Source organism: Streptomyces sp. NPDC001443 (assembly GCF_053597355.1).
Genome location: NZ_JBSFIA010000032.1, coordinates 23,969 through 49,201 on the forward strand (window position 1 = coordinate 23,969; position 25,233 = coordinate 49,201).

General features: G+C 71.7%; 16 protein-coding genes and 1 tRNA gene. 7 read left to right on the forward strand and 10 right to left on the reverse strand.

Annotated features, from left to right (window positions below):
* Nucleotides 1–245 precede the first annotated feature (245 nt).
* The 4 genes from ACWC24_RS28670 to fxsT all read left to right on the forward strand — a co-directional run bounded on the left by ACWC24_RS28670 (nucleotide 246) and on the right by fxsT (nucleotide 6,581).
* Nucleotides 246–1,583 carry an FxsB family cyclophane-forming radical SAM/SPASM peptide maturase gene (locus ACWC24_RS28670; protein ID WP_450665781.1) on the forward strand — a complete coding sequence of 446 codons (1,338 nt, stop codon included), beginning with the start codon at nucleotides 246–248 and terminating at the stop codon, nucleotides 1,581–1,583.
* Nucleotides 1,580–2,947 carry an aKG-HExxH-type peptide beta-hydroxylase gene (locus tag ACWC24_RS28675; protein WP_450665782.1) on the forward strand — a complete coding sequence of 456 codons (1,368 nt, stop codon included), beginning with the start codon at nucleotides 1,580–1,582 and terminating at the stop codon, nucleotides 2,945–2,947. Before ACWC24_RS28670 ends, ACWC24_RS28675 begins: the two co-directional genes overlap by 4 nt.
* A 131-nt stretch (nucleotides 2,948–3,078) precedes the next feature.
* Entirely contained in the window at nucleotides 3,079–3,378 is a 300-nt protein-coding gene (locus tag ACWC24_RS28680; protein ID WP_450665783.1) for a trypco2 family protein, read from the forward strand.
* A 20-nt stretch (nucleotides 3,379–3,398) separates the two neighbouring features.
* Complete coding sequence (gene fxsT / locus ACWC24_RS28685) at nucleotides 3,399–6,581, forward strand: FxSxx-COOH system tetratricopeptide repeat protein (protein ID WP_450665784.1); 3,183 nt, start codon at nucleotides 3,399–3,401, stop codon at nucleotides 6,579–6,581.
* A 62-nt stretch (nucleotides 6,582–6,643) separates the two neighbouring features.
* Here the strand turns inward: fxsT and ACWC24_RS28690 are convergent, their stop codons facing one another.
* The 4 genes from ACWC24_RS28690 to ACWC24_RS28705 all read right to left on the reverse strand — a co-directional run bounded on the left by ACWC24_RS28690 (nucleotide 6,644) and on the right by ACWC24_RS28705 (nucleotide 12,982).
* A complete protein-coding gene (locus tag ACWC24_RS28690) occupies nucleotides 6,644–6,829 on the reverse strand; it encodes a hypothetical protein (protein ID WP_450665785.1) in 186 nt (61 codons plus the stop codon).
* Between the two features lie 262 nt (nucleotides 6,830–7,091).
* On the reverse strand, nucleotides 7,092–10,040 hold the full coding sequence (locus ACWC24_RS28695) for a hypothetical protein (protein WP_450665786.1): 2,949 nt from the start codon (nucleotides 10,038–10,040) through the stop codon (nucleotides 7,092–7,094).
* 2 nt (nucleotides 10,041–10,042) lie between these two features.
* Nucleotides 10,043–11,926, reverse strand: a complete 1,884-nt coding sequence (locus ACWC24_RS28700; protein WP_450665787.1) for an HSP90 family protein — start codon at nucleotides 11,924–11,926, stop codon at nucleotides 10,043–10,045.
* 66 nt (nucleotides 11,927–11,992) lie between these two features.
* Complete coding sequence (locus ACWC24_RS28705; protein ID WP_450665788.1) at nucleotides 11,993–12,982, reverse strand: hypothetical protein; 990 nt, start codon at nucleotides 12,980–12,982, stop codon at nucleotides 11,993–11,995.
* Between the two features lie 321 nt (nucleotides 12,983–13,303).
* On the opposite strand from ACWC24_RS28705, the gene ACWC24_RS28710 reads away from it, so the two are divergent.
* Nucleotides 13,304–14,515, forward strand: coding sequence for an acyltransferase family protein (locus tag ACWC24_RS28710; RefSeq protein ID WP_450665789.1), 1,212 nt, complete (start codon nucleotides 13,304–13,306; stop codon nucleotides 14,513–14,515).
* A gap of 79 nt (nucleotides 14,516–14,594) precedes the next feature.
* On the opposite strand, the gene htpG is transcribed toward ACWC24_RS28710, so the two are convergent.
* From htpG to sucC, 6 genes are all read right to left on the reverse strand, one after another.
* Nucleotides 14,595–16,493: a molecular chaperone HtpG gene (htpG, locus tag ACWC24_RS28715; protein ID WP_450665790.1), complete on the reverse strand. Its 1,899-nt coding sequence runs from the start codon at nucleotides 16,491–16,493 to the stop codon at nucleotides 14,595–14,597.
* A gap of 265 nt (nucleotides 16,494–16,758) precedes the next feature.
* Complete coding sequence (locus ACWC24_RS28720; protein WP_450665791.1) at nucleotides 16,759–17,553, reverse strand: SGNH/GDSL hydrolase family protein; 795 nt, start codon at nucleotides 17,551–17,553, stop codon at nucleotides 16,759–16,761.
* Nucleotides 17,554–17,800: 247 nt separating this feature from the next.
* Nucleotides 17,801–17,885, reverse strand: a tRNA-Leu gene (locus ACWC24_RS28725).
* A 185-nt stretch (nucleotides 17,886–18,070) separates the two neighbouring features.
* Nucleotides 18,071–19,708 (reverse strand): aldehyde dehydrogenase family protein, encoded by a 1,638-nt coding sequence (locus ACWC24_RS28730; RefSeq protein WP_450665792.1) that lies wholly within the window; start codon nucleotides 19,706–19,708, stop codon nucleotides 18,071–18,073.
* Nucleotides 19,709–19,951: 243 nt separating this feature from the next.
* On the reverse strand, nucleotides 19,952–20,893 hold the full coding sequence (gene sucD / locus ACWC24_RS28735; protein WP_450665793.1) for a succinate--CoA ligase subunit alpha: 942 nt from the start codon (nucleotides 20,891–20,893) through the stop codon (nucleotides 19,952–19,954).
* A gap of 14 nt (nucleotides 20,894–20,907) precedes the next feature.
* A complete protein-coding gene (gene sucC / locus ACWC24_RS28740; protein WP_450665794.1) occupies nucleotides 20,908–22,038 on the reverse strand; it encodes an ADP-forming succinate--CoA ligase subunit beta in 1,131 nt (376 codons plus the stop codon).
* Nucleotides 22,039–22,302: 264 nt separating this feature from the next.
* Here sucC and ACWC24_RS28745 point away from each other — a divergent pair, with 264 nt between their 5' ends.
* Together ACWC24_RS28745 and frc are read left to right on the forward strand one after the other, a co-directional pair.
* Nucleotides 22,303–23,985: a thiamine pyrophosphate-binding protein gene (locus ACWC24_RS28745; protein ID WP_450665795.1), complete on the forward strand. Its 1,683-nt coding sequence runs from the start codon at nucleotides 22,303–22,305 to the stop codon at nucleotides 23,983–23,985.
* Between the two features lie 11 nt (nucleotides 23,986–23,996).
* Entirely contained in the window at nucleotides 23,997–25,229 is a 1,233-nt protein-coding gene (frc, locus tag ACWC24_RS28750; RefSeq protein ID WP_450665796.1) for a formyl-CoA transferase, read from the forward strand.
* Nucleotides 25,230–25,233 lie beyond the last annotated feature (4 nt).

Here is a 25,233-nt window from a genome sequence, read left to right on the forward strand (position 1 = left end):
AGCGGCCCTCCGGGCGCCTGCCGGTCCGGCAGGCTACGGGAACGCCCTTTCAGCGTAACGCCGGGGCCCGCTCCGGCGGCAGCGGCCGGAGCGTACCGGACTTCGGCAACTGCCCTCCGCGGGGGTTCCGTTGACTCATTCGTGATGTTGACGCCGACCGCACCGCGAACGAATACTGGTCGAACAGAGTGCGCCGCCGACCGTGCCGGGCCTGGTCCGCTGCGTACGTCCTCGGGGGGAAGCGGATGAGTCGACCGCCACTGCTCCATGCCGAGCCGCCCTGGCCGAGGGACGCCGACGTGGCGGCCTCGCGGGCCGCGGGCTGGGTGCCGTACCCGTTCCACTCCTTCGTCCTGAAGGTGCACAGCCGCTGCGACCTCGCCTGCGACTACTGCTACATGTACCGCTCCCACGACCAGAGTTGGCGCTCCCAGCCACGCAGCATGACCCCGGCAACGCTGGCCCGCACCGCCGAACGCATCGCCGCCCACCTGTCCGCGCACGGCACGACGGAGGCGGCCGTGGTGCTCCACGGCGGCGAGCCGCTGCTGGTCGGGGACGCCCAACTCGCCCGTGTCGTAGCAGTGTTGCGCGAGACGCTCGGTGAGGGAATACGCCTGCACCTGTCGCTGCAGACGAACGGGATACGACTCACCCGGCAACGCCTCGACCTGTGCGGTGAGTTGGGACTTCGCATCGGCGTGAGCACCGACGGGGGGCGGGCCGCGCACGACCGGCACCGGCGCGGCGCGGACGGCCGCGGCAGCCACGACCGGGTACGGACGGCGCTGCGCCTGCTCGCCGAGGACGCCTACCGCCCGCTGTTCGGCGCGCTGTTGTGCACGATCGACCTGCGCAACGACCCGGTGCGCTGCTACGAGGACCTCCTCGCCCACCGGCCGCCGGCCGTCGACTTCCTGCTCCCGCTGGGCAACTGGCACACCCCGCCGCCGGGACTGGACCCCGCCGGGCGGCGTACCCCGTACGCGGACTGGCTGTGGGCCGTCTTCGAGCGCTGGTACGGCGCCCCGGCCCGGGAGACCCGGGTACGGCTCCTGGACGACCTGCTCGCGCTGCTGCTCGGCGCCACCCCGCAGACGGAGTCGCTCGGCCTGTCCCCCGTGCGCTACGCGGTGGTGGAGACGGACGGCTCCCTCGCCCAGGACGACACCCTGCGCACCGCGTACGCGGGCGCCACCCGCACCGGACTCGACGTGCGGCACCACTCCTTCGACGACCTCCTGCGCCATCCGGGCGTCGCGGCGCGCCAGTGGGGGGCCGCCGGTCTGTGCGCCCGGTGCCGGGCCTGCCCGCTGCACCGCGTGTGCGGCGGCGGCCACTACGCGACGCGTTACCGGCGCGACACGGGGTTCGCCAACCCGAGTGTGTACTGCGCCGAACTCACCGAACTGATCGGCCGCGTGCGGCACCGCCTGCGGACCGACCTGACGGCCACCGGCTCCACGGGCGCCGGCTCCACGGCGGTCGGGCCGGCAGAGGGCGGCGCGGTGGCCGGGGCGGCCACGGCGGGCGAGGCAGGCACGCCGGGCGCCTCGTGCGCGGCGGGCGCGGGAGTGGCATGACGCCGTCGCCGCACCGGATGCCGGGCGCGCTGTTCGACGCGGTCGCGAAGGGCGCGGGCGGAGCCGAGGCCCTGCGGTTCCTGGCCCGCGCCGAGCACAGTCGCCGCCTGGCCGGCGCGTACGCCGTCACGACCGCGGCCCGGGAGGCCGGGGGCCCGGTGGCCGAGGAGGCGGCACGCGCCTGGGAATTGTTCGCCGCCGCCACCCGCGCCGATCCCGGGGCGACGGCGGCCGTGCTGACCCATCCGGCGGCCGGGCCCGCCCTGTTCGGGCTGCTCACGCGGCTGACCCGGCGGCGGGAGCAGGCGCGGCCGTCCCTTCGGGTGCCGATGGGCCGGTACACGGCGCTGGCCGCGGCCGCGACGGTACGCGCGGGGCTGGCGGCGCGGGTGGAGTGGCCGGTGGAGGGTGCCTGGGCGGCCCTGCCCTCGCTCGGCCGGGCCCATTTCCCGGCCGCCCACCGCGGCGGGCAGGCCGTGGTACGCGTCGACACGGCCGGCCGGGCCCTGGTCTCCCTGACCGGCCGGCCCCCCGGCGGCCCCGCGGTGCCGGTACCGGCGTCGCCCCACCGCAGCGAAGGCCGCTGGCACGGCGCGTACCCGCTGGAGACCCTGGCTCCGGGCACCCCGCTGCTGCTGGACGTCCTGGACCAGCCCGGCTTCCCGAACGCGGTGCACCACCCCGACGACCTGGACGCCGACGAGATCCACCGCTGGGTGACGGCGGCCCGGGAGGCCTGCGCGCTGCTGCGGGCGGACCATCCGGACGTGTACGAGGAACTAGCCTCAGGACCACGCCAGTTGGTGCCGTTGGCCGGTACGGGTCAGGGAACCGTCAGCGGCAGCAGCGCGGAGACGTTCGGGTGCGTGGCGATGTCCCGGCCGACGACGGCGACGGGGTTCGCGGTGACCATGACGCACGAGATGCAGCACAACAAGTTCGCCGCCCTGCTGCACCTGTTCGACCTGCTGGAGCCCGGCCCGGAACGCTTCTACGCCCCCTGGCGCCCCGACCCGCGCCCGCTGCTCGGCCTGTTCCACGGAGCCTACGCCCATCTGGGCGTGGCCCGCTTCTGGGCCCGGCGGGGCGAGACGGAACCGGACCCGGGGCTGCGCACGGAGGCCCATGTGCAGTTCGCGCGCTGGCGGTTGGCGGCCAGGGAGGCGACGCTGGTGACCCTGGGCTCGGGCCGGCTCACCCCCCTGGGCCGGCGCTTCGCCGACCACATGCTCCACACCCTGGACGGCCTGTGCCGACTGCCGGTCCCGGCCGCCGCCCGCCACCGCGCCGAGGCCACGGCCCGCGCGCACCGCGCCGCCTGGCAGGAACGGAACGGCGGCTCCCGGCGGATGCTGTCGGCCTGAGAGCTCCGGCCCGCGGATGACGTCCGGCAGCCGAATTCACCAGCTGTGTCAAGCAGGTTGAGCCCCCTCTGCGGTGTTCCGTACAGTCATGGACCGATCGACGCTCGGGCACGAGTACGAGGGGGAACGGTGTGATCGAGTTGGCCAGTGTCATCAAGGATCTGCGCGACGAGCTCGAATCGGCGATCCGCTCGGCGGACGGTGAGCTGCTCCAGTTCGAACTGGGGACGATCGAGCTGGAGGTGTCGGTCCAACTCGAGCGCAGGAGCAGCAACGGGGCGAAGGTGCGCTTCTGGGTGGTGGAGGCGGGCGCCGAGGCGGGCGCCGGCCGGTCCGGGACCCAGCTGGTCAAGCTGACCCTGCAGCCGAGACTGGTGGGGTCGGACCGGACGCCGATGGTGGCGGGCCGGGCCGCCCCGGACGAAGAGTGAGTGCCGACGCGGGCAGATCCATGGCACTGGATCCGGCACGGGCGGTGCAGGTGGTCACCCTGCATCCCGGCCGTGGCGGGAGGCGCGGCTCGGGCTACCGGGTCACCCGGGACCTGGTCCTGACCGCCGAGCACGTCGTGCGCGGCGCGCCCGCCGTCATGGTCCGGTCGGTGCCCCGGGTGGGCACGACCCAGGACGTGGACGCCGAGCTGGTCTGGTCGAACGAGGCCGCGGACATCGCCGTGCTCAGGCTCGCCGGCCCGCCCCGGGCCGACGATCACGTCCCTGACACGGATGCCTCCGGCTTCGCGCCGGTGCGCTACGGACGGATCCAGGAGGAGGGGGTCGTCGAGTGCGACGCCCTGGGCTTTCCGCTGTTCAAGATGCGCTCGTCCCGGCATCCCGGGCCCGACGGCTCGGTACCCCGGTTCCGCGAGTCCCACCACGCGCGGGGTGAGGCCTCGACCTTGTCCAACCGGCGGGAGGGCAAGCTCGAGTTCACCCTGAAGTCACCGCCGCACGACGCGGACCCCGCGCATTCTCCCTGGGAAGGCATGTCCGGAGCGGCGGTGTGGAGCGGTGGCCGTCTGGTGGGGATCGTCGTCGAGCACCATCAGGCGGAGGGGTCCAGCGTACTGACCGCCGGTCTGGTCGAACGCTGGTACGCGGAGCTGGACCGGGAAGAGCTGGGCCGGCTGCAGGACCTGATCGGTCTGCCGCGGCAGCCCCGGGAGCTCGCGCCGGTGGGACAGCCGACGGTGCGCATCGAGCAGTTCCACGGGCGTTCGGTCGACTCGCACTTCGTGGGGCGCCGGGAGATCCTCGACGAGCTGCACGCCCGTTTCCACCGCACACCCGCCGAACCGGGCGGCAACGTCCAGGCGTTGCTGGGGCCACGAGGTTTCGGCAAGAGCCAGATCGCGCTGCGGTACGCGCAGGAGCACCGGCGGGACTACGACATCGTGGTCGTCGTCCCGGCACGCGACCACGCCACGGCGCTGACCCAACTGGCGCAGCTCGCGGGACGGCTGGGGCTGGCGCGCGGCGAACGGGTCGAGGACGACGCGCTGCGGGTGCGCGACCACCTCGCCGTGCGGGACGGCTGGCTCCTGGTGCTCGACGGTGCCGAGGACGTACAGACCATGGACGACTTCATCCCCTGGGACGCGAACGGCCATGTGATCGTCACCTCGTGGTTCCGGGGATGGGAGGAGCGATGCGGCTTCCTCGACGTACCCGCCCTCTCGCCCGAGGAGGCGAGTCACTACCTGCTGCACAAGGCCGGCTCGGATCTCACCCCCGAGCTGGCCGAACGGATCGCCGAGGCGACCGGTTACGCCCCGATCGTGCTGGCCCAGGCCGCGGACCTGATCGGCAAGGGTCTGTTCGAGGGCGGCGAGTACCTGGCGCTGCTGGACGACGACTCCTCGGGACTGCTGAGCGGCGACGAGCAGGACGGTCTGGTGGTGCCCGGCTACGGCGGGCCGGTGGGTGTGGGCTGGCGGGAGGTGCGCAGCAGGATCGGGCAGCGCAACCCGTCGGCGGTGCATCTGCTCGAGCTGTGTTCCTTCTTCGCCGAGGAACCGGTTCCCCTGCACTTGTTGCGGCCGACGCCCACGACGCCCCGGCCGTTGGCCGCGCTGCTGTCCAGCCCCGTGTCCCGGGCCGCCGCCGTCGGGGCCCTGCGCCGTTTCTCGCAGGCGCAGATCGCCGACGCACCGTCCTCGAGCACGTCGTTCCCGGGCCGGGCGCCCAGACCGCTGGGCGTGCACAGTTGCACCCAGCGTGTGGTCCGCGCCGCGCTCACCCCCGAGTCCTGGGCCGGCTACGCGTCGGCGGCGTTGTCCGTGACGGCCGGTGCGCTCGCCGAGGACCTGGAGGATCCCTCGCGTTGGGAGGCCTGCGGAGCACTGCTGCCGCACGCCTCGACGGCCGCCGAACGCGCCCTCAGAGCCGGTCTCGACCTCGGTGAGGCGGTGGCGCTGAGCACGCGCCTCGGTGAGTACCTGGTGCTGCGCGGGCTGCCTGCCATCGCGGTCGACACCCTGGGCAGGGCACGTGACCTCGCGGGATCGAGCGGCACGGCGCGGGAGGCGGTGCTGCGACTGGACGCCGTACTCGTGGATGCCACCCGCGCGGCCCTGCGGCTGGACGAAGCCAGGGTCCTGGGCGAGCGGACGCTGACGTCCTGCCGGGAACAACTGGGGCCGCGACACCGCACCACACTGCATGCCCTTGCCGAACTCGCGCATGTCTACGGCGATCTCGGGATCAGCGACAAGGCGATCGAGATGGCCGACGCGGCGCTCACCGGACAACTGGAGCTGCTCGGCGCGGACCATCACGACACGCTCAGGACACAGAACGACCTCGCGGCGATGCTCAGCAGGGCGTACCGCTTCCAGGAGGCGGTCGCCCTCCAGGAGGAGGTACGTGGCAGCCGGCTCGTCGGCTACGGCGCCGAACACTTCCTCACTCTGCTGGCGACGAACAACCTCGCGGACTCCTACGAATGTCTGGGCCGCTGCCAGGAGGCCTGGGACATCGCCGCTCCCGCCCTGGAGGTGGCCCGCCGGGTGCTTCCCGCCCTGCACCACCTCACGATCGAACTGCTGAAGAGGACCGCACGCCTGGCCGGACAGCTCGGCGACGCACCGGCCGCCGCCGACCTGTTCACCGAGCTGTGGGAGGCGGACCGGGCCGTCCACGGGCCGACCGGCCCGCAGAGCCTGGACGCACTGCGCCTGGCGGTGTTCTTCCACAGCCGCCTGGGGCACTGGGCCCGGGCACGCCGGTTGCAGGAAGCCCTGATCGCACTGCTCGACGGCGGCGACACCGACGGGGATCCGGCCATCCACGCGGACGGCGAGAAGCTGAACCTGGCATACCTGCGTCATCGCGACCATGACACCGTGTCCGCGCTGGCAGTGGGGATCGAGGCCTGGCGGGGAATGGCGACCTCGCACCCTCCGCACAGCGAAGCCGTCCGGCAGGCGACGCACACGCTGACGCAGATCCTCGAGGCCGCGGCGGACCGGAAGAGGATCGCGACCATGCTGAGAAACGGAACCGAATTGTCATTTCCTGACTTCGGAGCGGAAATGTACGCCCTGACCTCAGGGGTCCCGGAAAGCGCAGTCGAATCACTCGTCGCGGCCCTGGAAAGCGGGAACGAAATCGCCGTGGAACCGGACGGGTCGTGAGCCTGCCGCCTGAATCGGCAAGCTCACGACCCGGTACGAGCGGTTGCTCGGAGATCCGCCCGCTACTTGGTCGCCTTCTTGATCAACGCGGCCAACCCGGCGCCCGCCGCACCGCCCGCGGCAACGGCGGCGGCAACCGGAACCCATACCGGCGCGGTCGCCACAGCGGCGCCGACGACGACCGGGGCCGCCGCGGCCGCCATTGTCTGGGCCGCATTACCACCGAATTGAAGTGCCATGGCGATCATCCCCCTGACTCCAGCCCCCAACGCATGGGGCTCACGGCAGGAATTATGCCCATGTCCTAATTCCGTGACCTGAAATCGCCCAAGATTCATCGTGTTCGTGTGGCGTAAATTCCCCTACGGAAACCGCGTGGCGCAGCACCCTCCATGGGGTGTCAGCCGCCCTACGGCGCGAGGGTGAAGTCCGGTCGGACGGGGCGGGACCACGCCGGGCCACCCGGTGCCGGGGCGGGCCGGCGCCCCGGTGCCGGGCCCGCCCGCCGTATCACTCCTCGTCGTCCAGCCGGGCCGCCAGGGCGGTCAGCGACTCGGCCGCCTCGGTGTGGCCCAGGGCGCCGAGCCGGGAGACCGCCGAGTCGAGGCGGGTGCGGGCGGGGGCGGTGCGTTCCAGGTAGACGCCCTCCACGACGGCCGCGAGGCGCACGCACTCGCCCCACTCGCCGGCCCGGTCCTCGTCGGGGCCCGGTTCGCCGAGCAGGGTGAGGGCCTTCTCCAGGGCGGCCAGGGCGGTCTCGTACTCGCCGGCGTAGGAGTTGACCCGTCCGTGTTCGTAGGCCAGGGCACTGTCCAGGGAGCGGCCACGGGCCTCGTACCCCGCGGCGCGGGCCTCGTCGGCGATCCGGGCCGCGTCGGCGAGCAGGGCCAGGGCGTCGGCCAGGCCCTCGGACCCCTGCCGCTGGGCCTGGAGGCGGGCGATCTCCCGCAGGCAACTGCTGAGCTGCTCGTAGCGCGGGGCCCGGTCGTGGGCGGCGAGGGCCTGGTCCGCCGCCTCGCGGGCCCGGCCGAACTCGCCCGACTCGGCCAGGAGTACGGCGGTCTCGGCGGCGATCATCGCATGGCTGCCGGGGTCGTCGTCCCAGCCCGCCGACTCCGCCGCGAGGGCGGCGAACTCCACCGTGGCGGCCTTGAGGTCCTCTCCCGCGTGCAGCGCGCGGGCCCGGGTCAGCCGCAGCTGGGCGACGATCCGGTCGTCCAGCTCCCCGGCGGTGACGGCCGGTTCGGCCAGGAGGGAGTCGAGCAGGGCGATGCAGTCCTCGACGCGGCCCAGTTCGAGGCTGATCCGGGCCGCGTTGCTGTAGGTGCAGAACGCGTCCGTCCGGCTGCCGTGGCGCAGTTCCAGCTCCGCGGAGCGCGTCAGGTGCCGCAGTGCCTCGTCGGGGCGGCCCAGGCGCATACAGGCCTCGGCCAGACCGCCGTGGAGGTGGGCGGTGCCGATCGTGCCGGACGGCCAGTCCGCGGCCAGGCGCAGGCTCTCGGTCAGCTCCGCGTGCGCGGTCTGCGCGTCGTCGAGGCCGAGCCGGATCTGGGCGCGCAGGCCGAGCGCGCGGGGCAGGTGCCAGGCGGGGCCGTGCGCCTTCAGCCGGTCGAGCAGGGAGTCGAGTTCCGTGGCCGCGGCGGGCAGATCGCCGGAGAGGGCGTACGTACTGGCCCGCAGTCTGAGGGCACCGGAGACCTGTACGTCGATCTCGTGCCGGGTGGCGAAGTCGAGCAGCAGGTCCGCCTCGGCGAGGACCGGCGCGACATGCTCCTCGTTCCCCGAGTTCCCCGAGTTCCCCGACTCCTGAAGCCGCAGGGCGAGCGCGGTCACCCGCAGCCGCAGCACGGCGGCCTCCTGGTGCGGGACGAGGCCGGGCGTCTCCTCCTGCAGCCGGACGAGGGCCGCGTGGGCGGCGGTCAGCGCGGCGGCCTTCTCCTCGGCTCCCTCGGCACGCTCCGCGGGGATGCTGCCCGCGGGCAGCAGGGCGCCGGCCCGGGCGAGTGCCGCATGCCCCGGTGCTCCGGCCTCGTCGTACAGGCTCGCGGCCTTCTCGTACAGGGCGGCCGCCGCCTCGTACTCGTCCCTCTCGCCCGCCAGCCTCGCCTCCTCGGACAGCAGGTCGGCGCGCAGTCGCACCAGCGGTCCCACGGCCGGGTCGTCGGGGTGGGCGTAGTCGGGGGCGGCGACGAGCGTGCTCAGCCGTGCCCAGCAGGCCACCGCGTCCGGGTGCCCCTGATCCTCCGACGCCCGTGCCCTGGCGATGAGTTCGGACAGGGACTCGGGGACTTCGGCGGTCGTGCGGGCGGAAGGCGCGGGCACGGGCGCCTGGGCCGCCTCGTCGAGGCCGCGGCTGCGCAGGGTCAGTTCCAGCGCGTCCAGGAGGGGGGCGCGGTCGAGACGGGCCCGGCGGCGGTCGGTGTGGGCCGTGGTCGCGTTGCGGGCGTCGAAGCGGGCGGCGAGGTCGTCGGCACGGCCGCGCACCTCGGCCCGCAGGCCGGCCACCGTCCAGGTGCGGCCAGGGTATCCGGCGGCGGGCAGCTCGCCGTGACCGATGAACTCGACGCGCTGGAGGAGGACCTCCACCCCGGTGAGGAAGCCGAGCAGTTCCAGCGGCGAGTCGACGTCCTCGAACAGGTTCCGGTTCTCGGCGAGCAGTTCCAGACCGCGTGCCTCGTTGCCGGTCAGCGCGCAGAACTCCAGATGCCGGCCGACCTCGGGGGACATCGACGATCTGCGGCGGCAGCCGCGGTAGCCGGCCAGGTGCAGTTCACGGGCACGCTCGGTACGGCCGGTGCGCAGCAGGGGGAGCAGCGCGTACGAGATCGAGCGGGCGGGCTCCTCCTGGCAGGACTCCTTTCCGGCCAGTACGGGCTCCCAGGTGCGCAGCGCCCGCTCGTCGTCGCCCGCCGCGAGGTGGTACAGGGCGCGCTCGCAGATCTCGCAGGCCTCGCAGTCGCTCAGCTCGGTACGGGCCCGGCCCGCCCACAACTCGTAGGCGAGCGCGGTGTCCTCGCCCACATGGGCGGCGAGCTGGTACGCCTGTCCGTAGTAGGGCTGGAGGCCGAGGTCGGCCTTCTCGTACCGGTCGCGCATCTCCGTCAGCCACTGGCGCAGGCTGGCCAGCGGTATCTCGGGCAGCGCCCACAGGGCGCCGGCCACCCACTTGAACCGCCAGAACAGGGTGCGGCGCAGCCGCTCGTCGAAGATGTCGGGCTGCTCGTCGAACAGGGTGAGCAGACGGGCGAAGACGACGGGCGACTTCCTGGGTTCGGAACCGTAGTTGTACGCCTCCTGGAGTTCGAGGAGGGCGTGGACCAACGGGACGGGCTCGGCGAACTGCTCCGCGGCGTCCACCAGTTCCTCGGCCGTGACGGTGCGGGTACGGCCGTAGGGGCGCCCGTCGTTCTCCTGGAGCGCCTGGTACAGCTCGTCGGTGTTCTGGGGTGCGGTCGGCATCGTCAGCTGTCCTTGCGGAGGGCGTGGGCGAGAAGGTCGAGGAAGGAGCGGTTGATGAGGCTCGACTCGGCAGGCCTGAGCGGGCGCCGGGACAGCATCGCGGCCTGTCCGTAGAGGGCCTCGGCGCTGGTGCGGGCCAGTTCGGGTTCGCCGATGGTGACGGCCGTACGGACCAGCGGATTGAGCTGGTTGAGGATGAGCTGGGCCCGTGGGGCCTCCTGGCGCAGATGGCCGAGGATGTCGCCCCACAGCCCGCCCTGCTGCTCGCGGGCGAGCTGGGAACGGGTGCGCTCGTGCCGGGCCTCGCGGCTGTCGAGGAGGAGGGCGGGGGCGGAGGCGGGCTGGAAGGTGCGCAGCGCGACATCGCAGTCGAAGACGGCGAGGGCGTCGCGGGCCAGGGCGAGGTAGGCCGCGGCGGCCAGTTCCGTCTCCCGGTCGACCGGGTCGAGGTGCGCGGTGAGCGTCGCCGGGTCGAGGTCGGCGACGCTGACCTCCGGCCTGATCTCCGGCAGCCGGTGGACCAGTTCACGGTCGTAGGTGTAGCCGCCGTTGACGACGCCGAGGCCGGCGGCCGAGGCGATCGCCGCGACCTGGCGGAACTCCTCCACGCTGGAGGTCACCAGCACGGTGCGGTGGGTGCGTGCGAACTCGTCCAGCGTGGCGTGTCCGTCGGTGGTCTCGAACGGCAGCCACGGCAGCAGCATCCGCAGGATCTCGTCGTCGTGCACGGCGAGGGACTTCACGGCCAGGTGGTGGGCCTGGAGGAAGCGGCCCAGCAGGTCCGGGTCGCTGGCGGCGGTCCGGGCGATCCACTCGCGCAGCCGTTCGGCGAGGGCCTCACGGACCGCGGCGAGGGTGTCGTCCTCGTACAGGGACTCGCGGGACGCCGTCGGACGCAGGCTCTCGGCGTCGACGACGCAGCGGACGAAGAACGCCCACTCGGGCAGGATCTCCTCGGCCTGCTCGGACAGCAGCATGCCCTTGACGTGCACGCGGTGGCCGTGGCGGCGCCCGGCCGGCACCGCTTCCGGCAGCACGCAGGCGATGCCCTTCAGGCCCACGGCCGGCAGGTCCAGCTCGATGGTGTCCAGCGGGGTGAATCCGAAGACCTCCGCGCCGTACGCGGCCAGCGCGCGGGAGCGCGCGCCCGGCGTGGGGTAGGTACGCGCCCAGGGTGCGGGCTCGGGGTTGACGGTCGCGCCCGGGCCGCCCGTGCCGTCGTCGAAGGTCACCGGGTGGCGCAGCAGGGAGCCGAAGTGCCGAGCCAGTGCGTGCACTTGGGTCGGCCGGGTCCATTCGCCCGTGTCGGTGCGCGGCGTCAGGCTGACGGTGGTGCCGGGCCGTGGGCGGGCGGAGGCGGGCAGGGTACGGATGGTGTAGCTGCCGTCGCCGCGTCCCCGCCACTCGACGGCGGGGGCGTCGGGGGTGCGGGCGGAACGGCTCAGGACATGGATCTCGTCCGCGACCAGGAAGCAGGAGAGCAGTCCGATGCCGAACTGGCCGATGAAGTCGCCGCGTTGTTCGGCGATCCTCCCCCAGCCCGGAATGGGCTCGTCCGAGGGGCCCCCTTCGGCGCGCTTGCTGCTGCGGCCGATGGTGGCGAGGAAGGTGTGTACATCGGCCTCGGTGAGACCGACGCCGTCGTCCTCGACACGGACCACCGAACCGTCGGCGTACAGACGGATACCGAAGGCGTCGGCGGCTGCGGCCGGCTCGAGGGCGTGCCGCGCGGTCAGCGCGTCCACCGCGTTCTGCAGGAGTTCGCGCAGGTAGACGCGGGGGCTGGAGTAGAGGTGGTGGGAGAGGAGATCGACGAGGCCGCGCAGATCCACCTGGAAGGTGCGATCGGCGTCGGACGGACTCGAGGAAGTGGCGCGCAGAGTCATCGGGCAGTCCGGGGTGGGTGATCGAGGAGCGACGGACGGGGGGCGGGCTCAGGCGGTACGCCGAGCTCAGGAGGCGTTGCGCCGGGCGCGGGCGTACATCTTTTCCGGGCGCGCCATGTACTTCCACGGCCAAGTGGTGTACGCGCCTTGGAGTTCACGGAAAACGCGCGGCAACGCGATGCTCTCGGAGGCCAGCGACAGGGCCATGGCGAACGTGTTGAAGTCCTCCTGCCAGCCCGGGCGCCGCTGATAGGCGGGGTGGAGGATGCTGTGCTCGGCAGCCGCCAACAACTCGTCCTGGACCTCGGCGGTGATGAGGCAGTCCTTGCGGTCCGACTCCACCCACTCCTCGATGTGCGCGACGGCGATCACACAGCCGAGGCGATGCCCCTCGGGCGCCTGGGCGAACGCCTTCCGGGCGAACGCCAGGGCCTCGCCCGGCTCCCCGCTCCAACGGGGCTGCAACTGCGACACCCACTCGACATGGGTCTCCAGGTCCAGCGGGTCGCGGCGCAGGGCGGCGTCGAGCCGGGTCTCGTTGACGGCGCGGCCCCGCGAGATGCCGCGGCCCGAGGTGAGCAGCCGACGCCAGGGCGTGATCCATTCCGGCCGCAACTCGGCTGCCTGCAAAAGCTGTTCCTCGGCGATCTCGAGCCGCTCGCGGAAAACCCGCCACTGCTGCGGTGTGACGTGCACGGCACGCGCGCCGGTACGCGCCTCCCAGCCCCAGCTGACATGGCGCGCCCCGGATATCAGCAGCGCCGTCGCCCGGTGTTCCTCGTCCTCCTCGACGGCCCGGCCGATCCAGTCCTGCACTCCGTCCAAGGCGTCGAGTTCACCGAGGACTTGATGGTCGCGGCCGAGATCGAAGGGGGTCAGCGCCGCCTTGACCGCCGTCCAGTCCCCCGCCTCGGCCGCGTCCAGCAGCGCGAGCACCCTGGTGTCCCCGAGCCCGCGCAGTGTGTACATCCCGTTCTTCTGCCTGCGTGAGACAGGAAGGGCGTACGGATTCGCCGCCGTTTCCTTTGCGCCCCTGCCGAACAGCTTGCCCAACATGCCGCGTACTCCCCAGGTTTCGCATGATCGTCGGGCACAGCATAGGCAGCACCACCGACATCACCTCCACAGGGTTTCCACGGGTGGTTCACGGCTCCGGACCCGCCCTCCCCTTCGCGGTCCCAGGCCGTCCGAGCCGGTGCGCCTGGTTCGCCCCGGTGTGCCGGTTGAATGGGCCGGCCCCGCGCCACGTACCAGTCACCGTGGTGGTGGACCGTGCGGCGCGGCCCGGGGTGGGCGGCGTTCGGCAAGCACGGTGCTTGGAAAAGAGGTTGAACGATTTCCGTGGATTCGAGCCGTCCGTCCGACGGAGCTGTGGCTTTGGCCGCACCGACAGAACCGGTGGAGGGAGCGAGCGGCGTACAGGTCAGTCGCCAGGTGCTGGGCCTGGACGGGCTGCGCGGCCTGGCCGCGCTGTATGTGGTCCTGTTCCACTGCTGGTTGTACACCTTCCCCGGCTATCCAGACAGTTCGGCGCCCCGGTGGCTGGACGGGCTGATGTTCGGGCGTCTGGCCGTGGTCTTCTTCCTGGTGCTGTCCGGCTTCTCCCTGGGGATCTCCCCGGCGCGGCACGGCTGGCGGTCCGAGGGTGTCGCCCGGTTCCTGCGCCGACGCGCCTGGCGCATCCTGCCCCCGTACTGGGCGGCGCTCGCCATGAGCCTGGTCGTTTCCCTCTACGTGATCCCCGCCTCGCACTTCGGACCGCCCACCGGCGCGTCCGTCGTGGTGTACGGGCTGGTCGCCCAGGACGTGTTCAACGCGCCGACACCGAACGGCGCGTTCTGGTCGATCGGGGTGGAGGCCGAGCTCTACCTCCTCTTCCCCCTCCTGCTGTTCGTCCGGCGCCGGTCGAACGCCGCGCTCCTGGTCGCGTGTGCGACGCTTCCGGTGGTCGTCCTCGGTCTGCTGGCCCCCGGCGCGAACCCGGTGGAGGGCGCCAACCAGCTCGCCCCACACCTCGCTCCCGTGTTCGTGGCGGGCGTGGCGGGCGCGGGGATCGTCGTCGCCTCGGACAGGGTCCGGCGCCTGCCCTGGGGCTGGTTCGCCGCCCTGGCCGCCGTGCCGGTCGCGGTTCTCGTCATCGTCCGGGGTCTCGTCTGGACGGTGGACCACTACTTCTGGGTGGACCTCGCCGTCGTTCCCGCGATGACGATGCTGCTCGCCTCGGTGGCCACCGGCAGACCCGCCGTCCTCGTAAGGCTGCTGACCGCGCGCCCCGTCCAGAGCCTCGGCGGCTTCTCCTACAGTCTCTACCTGATCCATCTGCCGATCGTCATGACCGTGATCCGCCGGGTGGCGCCGCATTTCGTGTCGCCCGGCCTGCCCACTTTCTGGTTCACGCTCGCCGTGGCGCTGCCGGTCTCGGTGCTGGGCGCCTGGCTGTTCTCCAAGGTGTTCGAGCTGCCCTTCAAGCGCAACAGATCCTGGAAGTCCCTCGTCGCGCGGGGTCGTTCCCACCGGAGCGACAGTGGCGGCAGTGGCGGCAGTGGCGACAACGGACAGCCCCGATCGGAACGATCCGCGTCCGCCTGAGCGGTTCCGGGCGGGGCCTGCTCCTCCACCCCGCCCGGAACCACCCGGATCCGCCCGCTCTCCGCCGGGCCCTGTCGCCCTAGAGAGCGCGCTCCAGCCGTTCCGCGACCAGCTTCACGAAGCGGCCGGGGTCCGTCGGCCGGCCGCCCTCGGCGAGCACCGCGAGGCCGTGCAGCAGTTCGGCGGTCCCGGCCAGTTCGGTGCGGTCCTCGCGCTCCCCGTATGCCTTGTTCAGGCCCTGCACCAACTGGTGTCCGGGGTTGAGTTCGAGGATGCGCTGGGCCTTCGGCACCTCCTGGCCCATGGCGCGGTACATGTTCTCCAGCGCGGGGGTGAGGTCGCCGGTGTCGGAGACGAGGCAGGACGGGGAGACGGTGAGACGAGAGGAGAGGCGCACCTCCTTGATGTCGTCGCCCAGTTGCTCCTTCATCCAGCCGAGGAGGGCGGCGTACTCCTCGCCCTGCTTCTCCCGTTCGCCGTCGGCCTTGTCGTCGCTCGCGCCGTCGAGGTCGACCTCGCCCTTGGCGACGGAGCGCAGCCGCTTGCCCTCGAACTCGCCCACCACGTCGACCCACACCTCGTCCACGGGGTCGGTGAGCAGCAGGACCTCGATGCCCTTGGCCCGGAACGCCTCCATGTGCGGGGAGTTCTCGATGCTCTCGCGGGACTCGCCGGTCAGGTAGTAGATGTCCTCCTGGCCGTCCTTCATCCGCTCGACGTACGCCTTGAGCGTGGTGAGCCCGTCGTCGGCATGGGTGCTGGTGAAGGAGGCGACGGCGAGCAGGGTCTCGCGGTTGTCGGAGTCGCCGAGCAGTCCCTCCTTGAGGACGGAGCCGAACTCCCGCCAGAACGTGGCGTACCGCTCCGGGGCGTTCTCCCTCATCTCCTTGACGGTGGACAGGAGTTTCTTGGTCAGCCGGCGCTGCATCATCCGGATGTGGCGGTCCTGCTGGAGGATCTCGCGGGAGACGTTCAGCGAGAGGTCCGCCGCGTCGACCACGCCCTTGACGAACCGCAGGTAGGGCGGCAGGAGCGCCTCGCAGTCGTCCATGATGAAGACGCGCTTGACGTAGAGCTGCACCCCGCGCTTGTAGTTCTGGGTGTAGAGGTCGTGCGGGGCGTGCGAGGGCACGAACAGCAGTGCCTGGTACTCGAAGGTGCCCTCCGCCTGGAGCCTGACGGTCTCCAGCGGCTCGCGCCAGTCGTGGCTGATGTGCTTGTACAGCTCGTGGTACTCGTCGTCGGAGACCTCCTCGCGCGAGCGCGCCCACAGCGCCTTCATCGAGTTGAGGGTCTCGGCCTCGGGCGTGCTGCCGTCCTCGCCCCGCCTGGGCACGGTGCGGATCGGCCAGGTGATGAAGTCCGAGTACCGCTTGACGATCTCCCTGATCGTCCAGGCGGAGGTGTAGTCCTGGAGCTTGTCCTCGTCGTCGGCGGGCTTGAGGTGCAGGGTGACCGAGGTGCCCTGCGGGACGTCGTCGACGGTCTCCAGGGTGTACGTCCCCTCGCCGCGCGAGGACCAGCGGGTGCCGTGGCTCTCGCCGGCGCGCCGGGTCACCAGGGTCATCTCGTCGGCGACCATGAAACCGGAGTAGAAGCCGACGCCGAACTGCCCGATGAGCCCTTCGGCGTTGTCCGCCGCCTGGGCCTCACGCAGTTCCTCGGCGAACTGTGCGGTGCCCGAGTGGGCGATGGTGCCGATGAGTTTGCCGACCTCTTCGTACGACATCCCGATGCCGTTGTCCCGAACGGTGAGCGTCCGGGCCTCGGCGTCGGTGTCGATCTCGATGTGCAGGTCGGAGACGTCGGCGTCGAGCGTGCCGTCCCGCAGCTTGGCGAGGCGCAGCTTGTCCAGCGCGTCGGAGGCGTTGGAGACGAGCTCGCGCAGGAAGACGTCCTTGTTCGAGTAGACCGAGTGGATCATCAACTGGAGCAGTTGACGGGCCTCTACCTGGAACTCAAACGTGTCGGTCGTCATGGTCGGGGTGCACCTCATGGGTTCGGGGCTCCTGGGTTGACGAGCCCACTTTACAAAGACCGATCGGGACGGGGTTCGCGATCGGCCCGGACCGGTGCTACGCCTACACCGCGACGCGCACCGGTTCGGTGACGTTCCGGCCGCTGCAGTCCTGCCCCGCGTCTCCTGTCGTCGGTCCCGGCCGGTCCGGACCGTCGGTCGCGCAGTCGGTCGCGCCTCGGTCCTGAAAAGCAGGAGACCCCTGGTGAACAGGGGTCTCAGCTGGTCAGCTGTTGGCGTTGAGGACGGGGTAGTAGCCGCTGGAGTGACCGGTGGCGGTGGGGTGGTAGGACTCCCAGCTCGGCGAGACCACCAGGGAGTGCAGCCAGTCGTCGCCGGAGCACAGTTCATGGCTGTTGAAGGTGGTACGGACGTCGCCGAAGACGAAGCCGTGCGCGGCGGCACGGGCGGCGATGACGCTGTCGATGACGTCGGAGGCCTCGTCGATCTTGCGGTGCTTGGTGTCGCTGAGACCGACGCAGAGGACGTTGAGCGTATACATGTGCGGGTAGCCGAGCACGACCACCTTGGCGTTGGGGGCCTTGGCGCGGATGGCGTCGTAGGTGGCGTCCAGGCGGGCGGGGAGGGTGTTCTGCGCGTAGGTCTCGGCCTGGGCGACCCGGTTGACACAGGTGGTGTCCGAACCGGTCACGCAGGTGGTCATGACGTCGGAGAAGCCCGCGTCGTTGCCGCCGATGGTGAGGGAGACGAGCCCGGTGGAGGAGTTCAGCGGGCCGAGCTGGTTGTTCGTCACGTCCGTGGTGACCGCACCTGAGCAGGAGGTGTCGGCGAACGAGGACGGTGCGTGGGCGTTCTTCCACAGATAGGGGTAGGCGCTGAGGCTGCGGTGGCAGTCTCCGCTCGAACTGTCGTAGTTCCCTGCGCCGTTGCCGGCCGAGTAGGAGTCGCCCAGTGCGACGTAGGCCGGTCCGGCAGCTTGTGCCGGACCGGTCAGCACCAGGCTGAACATGATCGCGAGGGCGAGTGTGGCCAGGACGGAAAGCGATCTGACGCGTCTCACGAGACCTCCCTGAGCGGGAAAGCTGGCCCTCATTTGGTACAGCAGACAACTAACTCAGGGAAGTGTCCATGACAAAACTGGTTGCCTCTTTAACATCACGTTTCGCGCCGCGAGGAGGAGGGCAACCGCGCCGAAACAAAGCGGGTGCGGCCATGGTGGCGGATGCGTACGGCGAGAGGGCCACGCAAACGCGACGAGGACCGCGACCGTCAGGTCGTGGCCCTCGCCGGTGAATCGATCTTGCGAGTGTCCGAGGGGGGACTTGAACCCCCACGCCCGATAAAGGGCACTAGCACCTCAAGCTAGCGCGTCTGCCATTCCGCCACCCGGACAAGGTGTATGCCGCCTTGCGGGGCGTGTTCCCCGCGGCGACATGGACAACAATACCAAGGTTTCGGAGTGCGTTTCACCTGCGTATCCGCACTGTGGGGCGGCCTCGGGCCGCGAGGGCGGGCGGCCCGCGACCGGATCACCCCGGGTGGCCGGACGGGCACACGGGGTGATCGGGCCGGGCAGGTCAGGGCATGAGGTGGTAGTCCGGGAAGTTGCCCGGCAGCCGTTCGTCCGCCGGGCCCCGGGTCACCGCTCGCACCAGCAGCTCGCCGCCGACGAACGCGCCGCGCCAGGACGCGCCGAAGCCGCCGAACAGCTCGTCGCGGTCGCCGCGCGAGCGGGGCCTGCCGTGCCCCACCTTGAAGGCACGGATCTGCGGCGCCAGCCGGTCGAAGGTGGCCCGGTCGTCCGTGGACAGCGTGGCGACCAGCGCGCCGTTGGACGCGTTCATCGCGGCGAGCAGCTCCGCCTCCGTGTCGACCAGGACGATGGTGTCGACCGGGCCGAAGGGTTCCGCGTGGTGCAGCGGGGAGGACGGGGGCGGGTTGAGGAGGGTGACCGGCTGGACGTAGGCGGAGGTGTCCTGACCGGGCAGGAAGCGGGCGTCGGCCGGGTTGCCGCGGTGCAGCGGGATCGCGCCGCGGTCGACGGCCTCGGCCACCTGGTCCGCCAGCTCCTTGGCCTTGGCCGCGTTGATCACGGGGCCGAAGTCCAGCGCGGGGAAGGGGTCGTCGGGACGGTCGACGGCGAGCGGGTGGCCGATCCTGAGCGTGCGGACCGCCGGGAGGTACGCGGCGAGGAACGCGTCGAACAGCTCGCGCTGGACGACGAAGCGCGGGTAGGCCGTGCAGCGCTGCTTGCCGTAGTCGAAGAGTTTGGGGACGACGGCCGTCAGCGCGTCCCAGTCCGAGTGGTTCCAGATGCCCCAGGTGTTGAGTCCCTCCTGCTCCAGCATGTGCCGTTTGCCGAGGTCGGCGACCGCCGTGGCCACCGCGGCGCCGGTGTCGCGGCCGCCGACGAAGGAGACGCAGCCGATCTCCGGCGCCCGCACCAGCGCCTCCGACAGCTCGCGCCCGCCGCCGCTGACCAGGGTGACGGGGATGCCCTCACGGGCCGCCAGCGCGCAGGCCAGGGTCAGACAGGCGACACCGCCGTCGGTCGGGGTCTTGGCGATGACCGCGTTGCCCGCCAGCGCCTGGACCAGCATGGCGTGGACGAGCACGCTCATCGGGTAGTTCCAGCTCGCGATGTTGGAGACCGGGCCCTCCAGCGGCGCCCGGCCGGCGATCATCGGTTCGATGCCGTCGACGTACCAGCGCACTCCGTCGACGGCCCGGTCGACGTCGGCCCGGGCGAGCCGCCAGGGCTTGCCGATCTCCCAGACGAGCAGCAGGGCGAGGAGTTCACGGTGCTCGGCGAGGGCGTCGAGGGTGGCGGCGACGCGGGCCCGCCGTTCGTCGAGCGGTACGTGCCGCCAGGCCCGGTGCTGGTCGAGCGAGGCCCGTACGGCCTGCCGGGCGGTGTCCCGGTCCAGGCGCGGCGCCCCCGCGATCGGGGTGCCGTCGACCGGGCTGGTGGCGGGCAGGGGCCTGCCGTCCGCCCGCCAGCCGGCCTCCCAGAGGTTGAGGACACGGTCGTCCCGGAAGGCCTCGGGGGCGACGGCCAGACAGCGCCGCCAGGCCTCGGACCAGGATGTTCCGGCCTTGAGGGTGAGGGGCCGGGGGCCGGAAGACCCGTTGTCCGGGTCCGGGTCCGGGTTCTGGTTCTGGTTCTGGTTCGGGTTCTGGTTCTGGTTCTGGTTCGGATCGAGGGTGGGTGCCATGGTCGGACTCCGCTCTCGGTGCACAGTCGGGGGCGGGAGATGGATGGCCGGCGCCGCGCACGGTCGCACCACCGCACGGGTGTCGGGCACGCACGGCCGCCGCGCGGGCGGACGTCGTACGTAGATGCATATAGGGGGGTACGTACCTTCAAGCGTCGCGCACTGACGAGCCTCGGGTACGGACGAGCGTCCCGTACGGACGAATGTAGGGACAGCGACCCGGAGGGTGACAGTCACCTTGCATCAACTATGAGTGACATCACGGCGGGGATCGCGGCCGGCGAGTGTGGCCAGGACGATCCGGGCCGTGTCCGTCGGGGTGTCCCCGACCCGTACGCCGGCCGCCTCCAGGGCCCGCTTCTTCGCATGGGCCGTGCCGGACGAGCCGGAGACGATCGCGCCCGCGTGCCCCATCGTCCGCCCCTCGGGCGCGGTGAAGCCCGCGACGTAGCCGACGACGGGTTTGGTGACGTGGGCGCGGATGTACGCGGCCGCGCGTTCCTCCGCGTCGCCGCCGATCTCTCCGATGAGGACGATCAGGTCGGTGTCGGGGTCGTCCTGGAACGCGGCCAGGCAGTCGATGTGCGTGGTGCCGACGACGGGGTCGCCGCCGATGCCGACGCAGGTCGAGAAGCCGACGTCGCGCAGTTCGTACATGAGCTGGTAGGTCAGGGTGCCGGACTTGGACACCAGGCCGATCCGGCCGGGCTCGGCGATGTCCGCGGGGATGATGCCCGCGCCGGACCGGCCGGGGGTGATCAGGCCGGGGCAGTTGGGGCCGATGACCCTGGTCCCCCGCCGTCGCGCGTGGGCGGTGAAGGCGACGGTGTCGTGCACCGGGACGCCCTCGGTGATGACGACGGCGAGGCCGATGCCGGCGTCCGCGGCCTCGACGACGGCCGCCCTGGTGAAGGGGGGCGGGACGAAGACGACGGTGACGTCGGCGCCGGTCGCCGCCATGCCCTCGCGGACCGAGCCGAAGACGGGAACCGCGACGGCGGCGCCGCCCCGGCCGTTCGGGCCGTGGGGGACGTCGAAGTCGACGGTGCGGCCCGCCTTGCGCGGGTTGACGCCGCCGACCACGTTGGTGCCGGCCGCGAGCATCCGCCGGGTGTGCTTGGTCCCCTCCCCGCCGGTCATCCCCTGGACGAGGATCCTGCTGTCCTTGGTGAGGTAAATGGCCATGTCGTCCCGTCTCCTCAGGCGCCGGCGGCGAGTTGCGCGGCACGGCGGGCCGCGCCGTCCATGGTGGTGGCCTGTTCGACCCGGGGGTGGGCGCGCCGGTCGAGGACGGCACGGCCTCGGGCGGCGTTGTTGCCGTCGAGGCGGGCCACGAGCGGTTTGGTCAGCCGTACGCTCTCCAGGGCCTGCACGATGCCTTCGGCGACCGCGTCGCAGGCGGTGATGCCGCCGAAGACGTTGACGAGGACGGACTTGACCGCCGGGTCCGCGAGGACGACGGAGAGGCCGTCGGCCATGACGCGGGCGGACGCGCCGCCGCCGATGTCGAGGAAGTTCGCGGGGCGGGCGCCGCAGCCCGCGACCACGTCGAGCGTCGACATGACGAGCCCCGCGCCGTTGCCGATGACGCCGACCTCGCCGTCCAGCTTGACGTAGTTGAGGCCCTTCGCGGCGGCCGCCGCCTCCAGCGGGTCGCCGGGCACGAGGGCCTCGGCGCACCGGCGTTCCTGCCGGAAACGGGCGTTGTCGTCGAGGGTGACCTTGCCGTCGAGGGCGAGGGTCCGGCCCTGCCGGGTGCGCACGAGCGGGTTGACCTCGACGAGGAGGGCGTCCTCGGCGACCAGCACCTGCCAGAGCCGGACCAGCGTGTCGACGCTCTGCGGCGGCAGGCCGGCCGCCTCGGCGATCTCGCCGGCCTTCGCGGAGGTGACGCCCTCGGCCGGGTCGACGGGGACGCGGGCCACCGCCTCGGGCCGGGACGCGGCGACCTCCTCGATGTCCGTGCCGCCCTCGGCGGAGGCGATCGCGAGGAAGCCGCCGGCCGCGCGGTCCAGTACGTAGGAGACGTAGTACTCGGTCTCGATGTCGACGGGCTCGGCGAGCATCACCACGCCGACCCGGTGGCCCTTGATGTCCATGCCGAGGATCTGCCGGGCGGTCAGTTCGGCGGCGGCCGGGTCCGCGGCGAACTTCACACCGCCGGCCTTGCCGCGTCCGCCGGTCCTGACCTGGGCCTTGACGACGGCCCGGCCGCCCAGCCTGCGGGCGATCTCGCGTGCTTCCTTCGGCGAGTCGGTGACCTCGGCCCGCGGCACCGGGATGCCGTGTTCCTCGAAGAGTTGCCGTGCCTGGTGTTCGTACAGGTCCATCTCGGCTCCTGTCGTCTGCCTGCTGAGTCCTGCGGGGCGCCCCGGGCTCCGCCGGTCCGGGCTTCGGCCTCGGGCCCCGGCTTCGGCCTCCGGCCCCGGCTCCCGGACCCCGGCCGGTGGCTCCGGGCCCCGGCCCGAAAAGTGCGGCACGCCCCTGGACACCACCCACCGGATGCGGGATAACAAGCTTCATACAGTATTCGTCGACTGTATGCAATGTACCGCGAGAGCGTTCCCACCCCTACGAAGGGACAGGACTTCGCCATGCCCGACGACACGCAGGACGTGATCTCCGGCGGCCATCTCGTTGCCAAAGCACTCAGGGCCGAAGGGGTCGACCGCATCTACACGCTGTGCGGCGGCCACATCATCGACATCTACGACGGCTGCGTCGACGAGGGCATAGAAGTCGTCGACGTACGCCATGAGCAGGTCGCGGCCCACGCCGCCGACGGCTACGCACGCATCACCGGCAGGCCCGGCTGCGCGGTCGTCACCGCGGGCCCCGGTACGACCGACGCGGTCACCGGTGTCGCCAACGCCTTCCGCGCCGAGTCCCCCATGCTGCTGATCGGCGGCCAGGGAGCCCTCACCCAGCACCGGATGGGCTCCCTCCAGGACCTGCCGCACGTCGACATGATGACGCCCGTCACCAAGTTCGCGGCGACGGTGCCGGACACCGCACGCGCGGCGGACATGGTGTCGATGGCGTTCCGCGAGTGCTACCACGGCGCCCCCGGCCCCTCCTTCCTGGAGATCCCGCGCGACGTCCTCGACGCGAAGGTGCCGGTGGAGAAGGCGCGGGTGCCGGAGCCGGGGCACTACCGGGCCTCGACCCGCTCGGCGGGCGACCCGGAGGCGGTCGAGAGGCTCGCCGACCTGCTGGTGCACGCCGAGAAGCCGGCGATCCTGCTCGGCAGCCAGGTGTGGACGACCCGCGGCACCGAGGCGGCCGTCGAACTGGTGCGCGCCCTGAATATCCCCGCCTACATGAACGGCGCCGGCCGCGGCACGCTGCCGCCCGGCGACCCGCACCACTTCCAGCTCTCCCGCCGGTACGCGTTCTCCCACGCCGACGTCATCGTGATCGTCGGCACGCCCTTCGACTTCCGCATGGGCTACGGCAAGCGGCTGTCGACCCAGGCGACCGTCGTGCAGATCGACCTCGACTACCGCACCGTCGGCAAGAACCGCGACATCGACCTCGGGATCGTCGGCGACGCCGGCCTGGTGCTGAGGTCGGTGGCGGAAGCCGCGTCCGGGCGGGTGAACGGGGGCGCCGCCAGGCGCAAGGAGTGGCTGGACGAACTGCGCGCCGCCGAGCGGACCGCGCTGGACAAGCGGCTGCCGAGCCTGCGCTCGGACGCGTCGCCGATCCACCCGTACCGGCTGGTGAGCGAGATCAACGACTTCCTCACCGAGGACTCGATCTACATCGGCGACGGCGGCGACATCGTCACCTTCTCCGGGCAGGTCGTGCAGCCCAAGTCGCCCGGCCACTGGATGGACCCGGGCCCGCTGGGCACCCTCGGCGTCGGCGTGCCCTTCGTCCTGGCCGCCAAGCAGGCACGGCCCGACAAGGAGGTCGTGGCCCTGTTCGGCGACGGCGCGTTCTCCCTGACCGGCTGGGACTTCGAGACCCTCGTACGGTACGACCTCCCGTTCGTCGGCATCGTCGGCAACAACTCCTCCATGAACCAGATCCGTTACGGCCAGGCCCAGAAGTACGGCCCGGAACGCGAGCGGGTCGGCAACACCCTGGGCGACGTCCGCTACGACGAGTTCGCCCGGATGCTGGGCGGCCACGGCGAGGAGGTCCGCGACCCCGCCGACATTGCGCCCGCGCTGCGCCGGGCCCGCGAGTCCGGCAAGCCGTCGCTGATCAACGTCTGGGTCGACCCGGACGCGTACGCCCCCGGAACCATGAACCAGACGATGTACAAGTGAGGTGAACGCCCATGACCGCAAGGGCACTTGAGGGCATCCGCGTCCTCGACATGACCCACGTGCAGTCCGGTCCCTCCGCGACCCAGCTGCTCGCCTGGCTCGGGGCCGACGTCGTCAAGCTGGAGGCGCCGACCGGGGACATCACCCGGGGCCAGCTCCGCGACCTCCCGGACGTCGACTCCCTCTACTTCACGATGCTCAACTGCAACAAGCGGAGCATCACCCTCAACACCAAGACCGAGCGCGGCAGGGACATCCTCACCGAGCTGATCCGGCGCTCCGACGTCATGGTCGAGAACTTCGGGCCGGGCGCGGTGGACCGGATGGGCTTCACCTGGGACCGCATCAAGGAGATCAATCCACGGATCGTCTACGCCTCCATCAAGGGGTTCGGCGACGGCCCGTACACCGACTTCAAGGCGTACGAGGTCGTCGCGCAGGCCATGGGCGGGTCGATGTCGACCACCGGTTTCGAGGACGGGCCGCCGCTGGCGACGGGGGCCCAGATCGGGGACTCGGGGACGGGGGTGCACTGCGTGGCGGGGATCCTCGCGGCCCTGTACCAGCGTGAGCGCACCGGGCGCGGCCAGCGGGTGAACGTGGCCATGCAGCACGCCGTGCTCAACCTGTGCCGGGTGAAGCTGCGGGACCAGCAGCGCCTGGCACACGGACCGCTCGCCGAATATCCCAACGACGACTTCGGCCCGGAGGTTCCCCGGTCCGGGAACGCCTCCGGCGGCGGTCAGCCCGGCTGGGCGGTCAAGTGCGCGCCGGGCGGCCCGAACGACTACGTGTACGTCATCGTGCAGCCCGTGGGCTGGCGGCCGCTGACCGCTCTGATCGGCCGGCCCGAACTGGCCGACGACCCCGAGTGGGCGACCCCGCAGGCCCGGCTGCCCAGGCTGACCAAGATGTTCCAGCTCATCGAGGAGTGGTCCTCGACGCTGCCCAAGTGGGAGGTGCTGGAGCGGCTCAACGCCCACAACGTGCCGTGCGGACCGATCCTGTCGACCAGGGAGATCATCGAGGACGAGTCGCTGATCGCCGACGAGATGGTGGTCACCGTCGCGCACCCCGAGCGCGGCGAGTTCGTGACCGTGGGCAGCCCGCTGAAGCTCTCCGACTCCCCCGTGGAGGTGCGCACCTCCCCGCTGCTCGGGGAGCACAACGAAGAGGTGTACATCGGCGAGCTCGGGCTCGGCGACGAGGAGCTGCGTCTGCTCAAGTCGAACGGGGTGGTCTGACGTG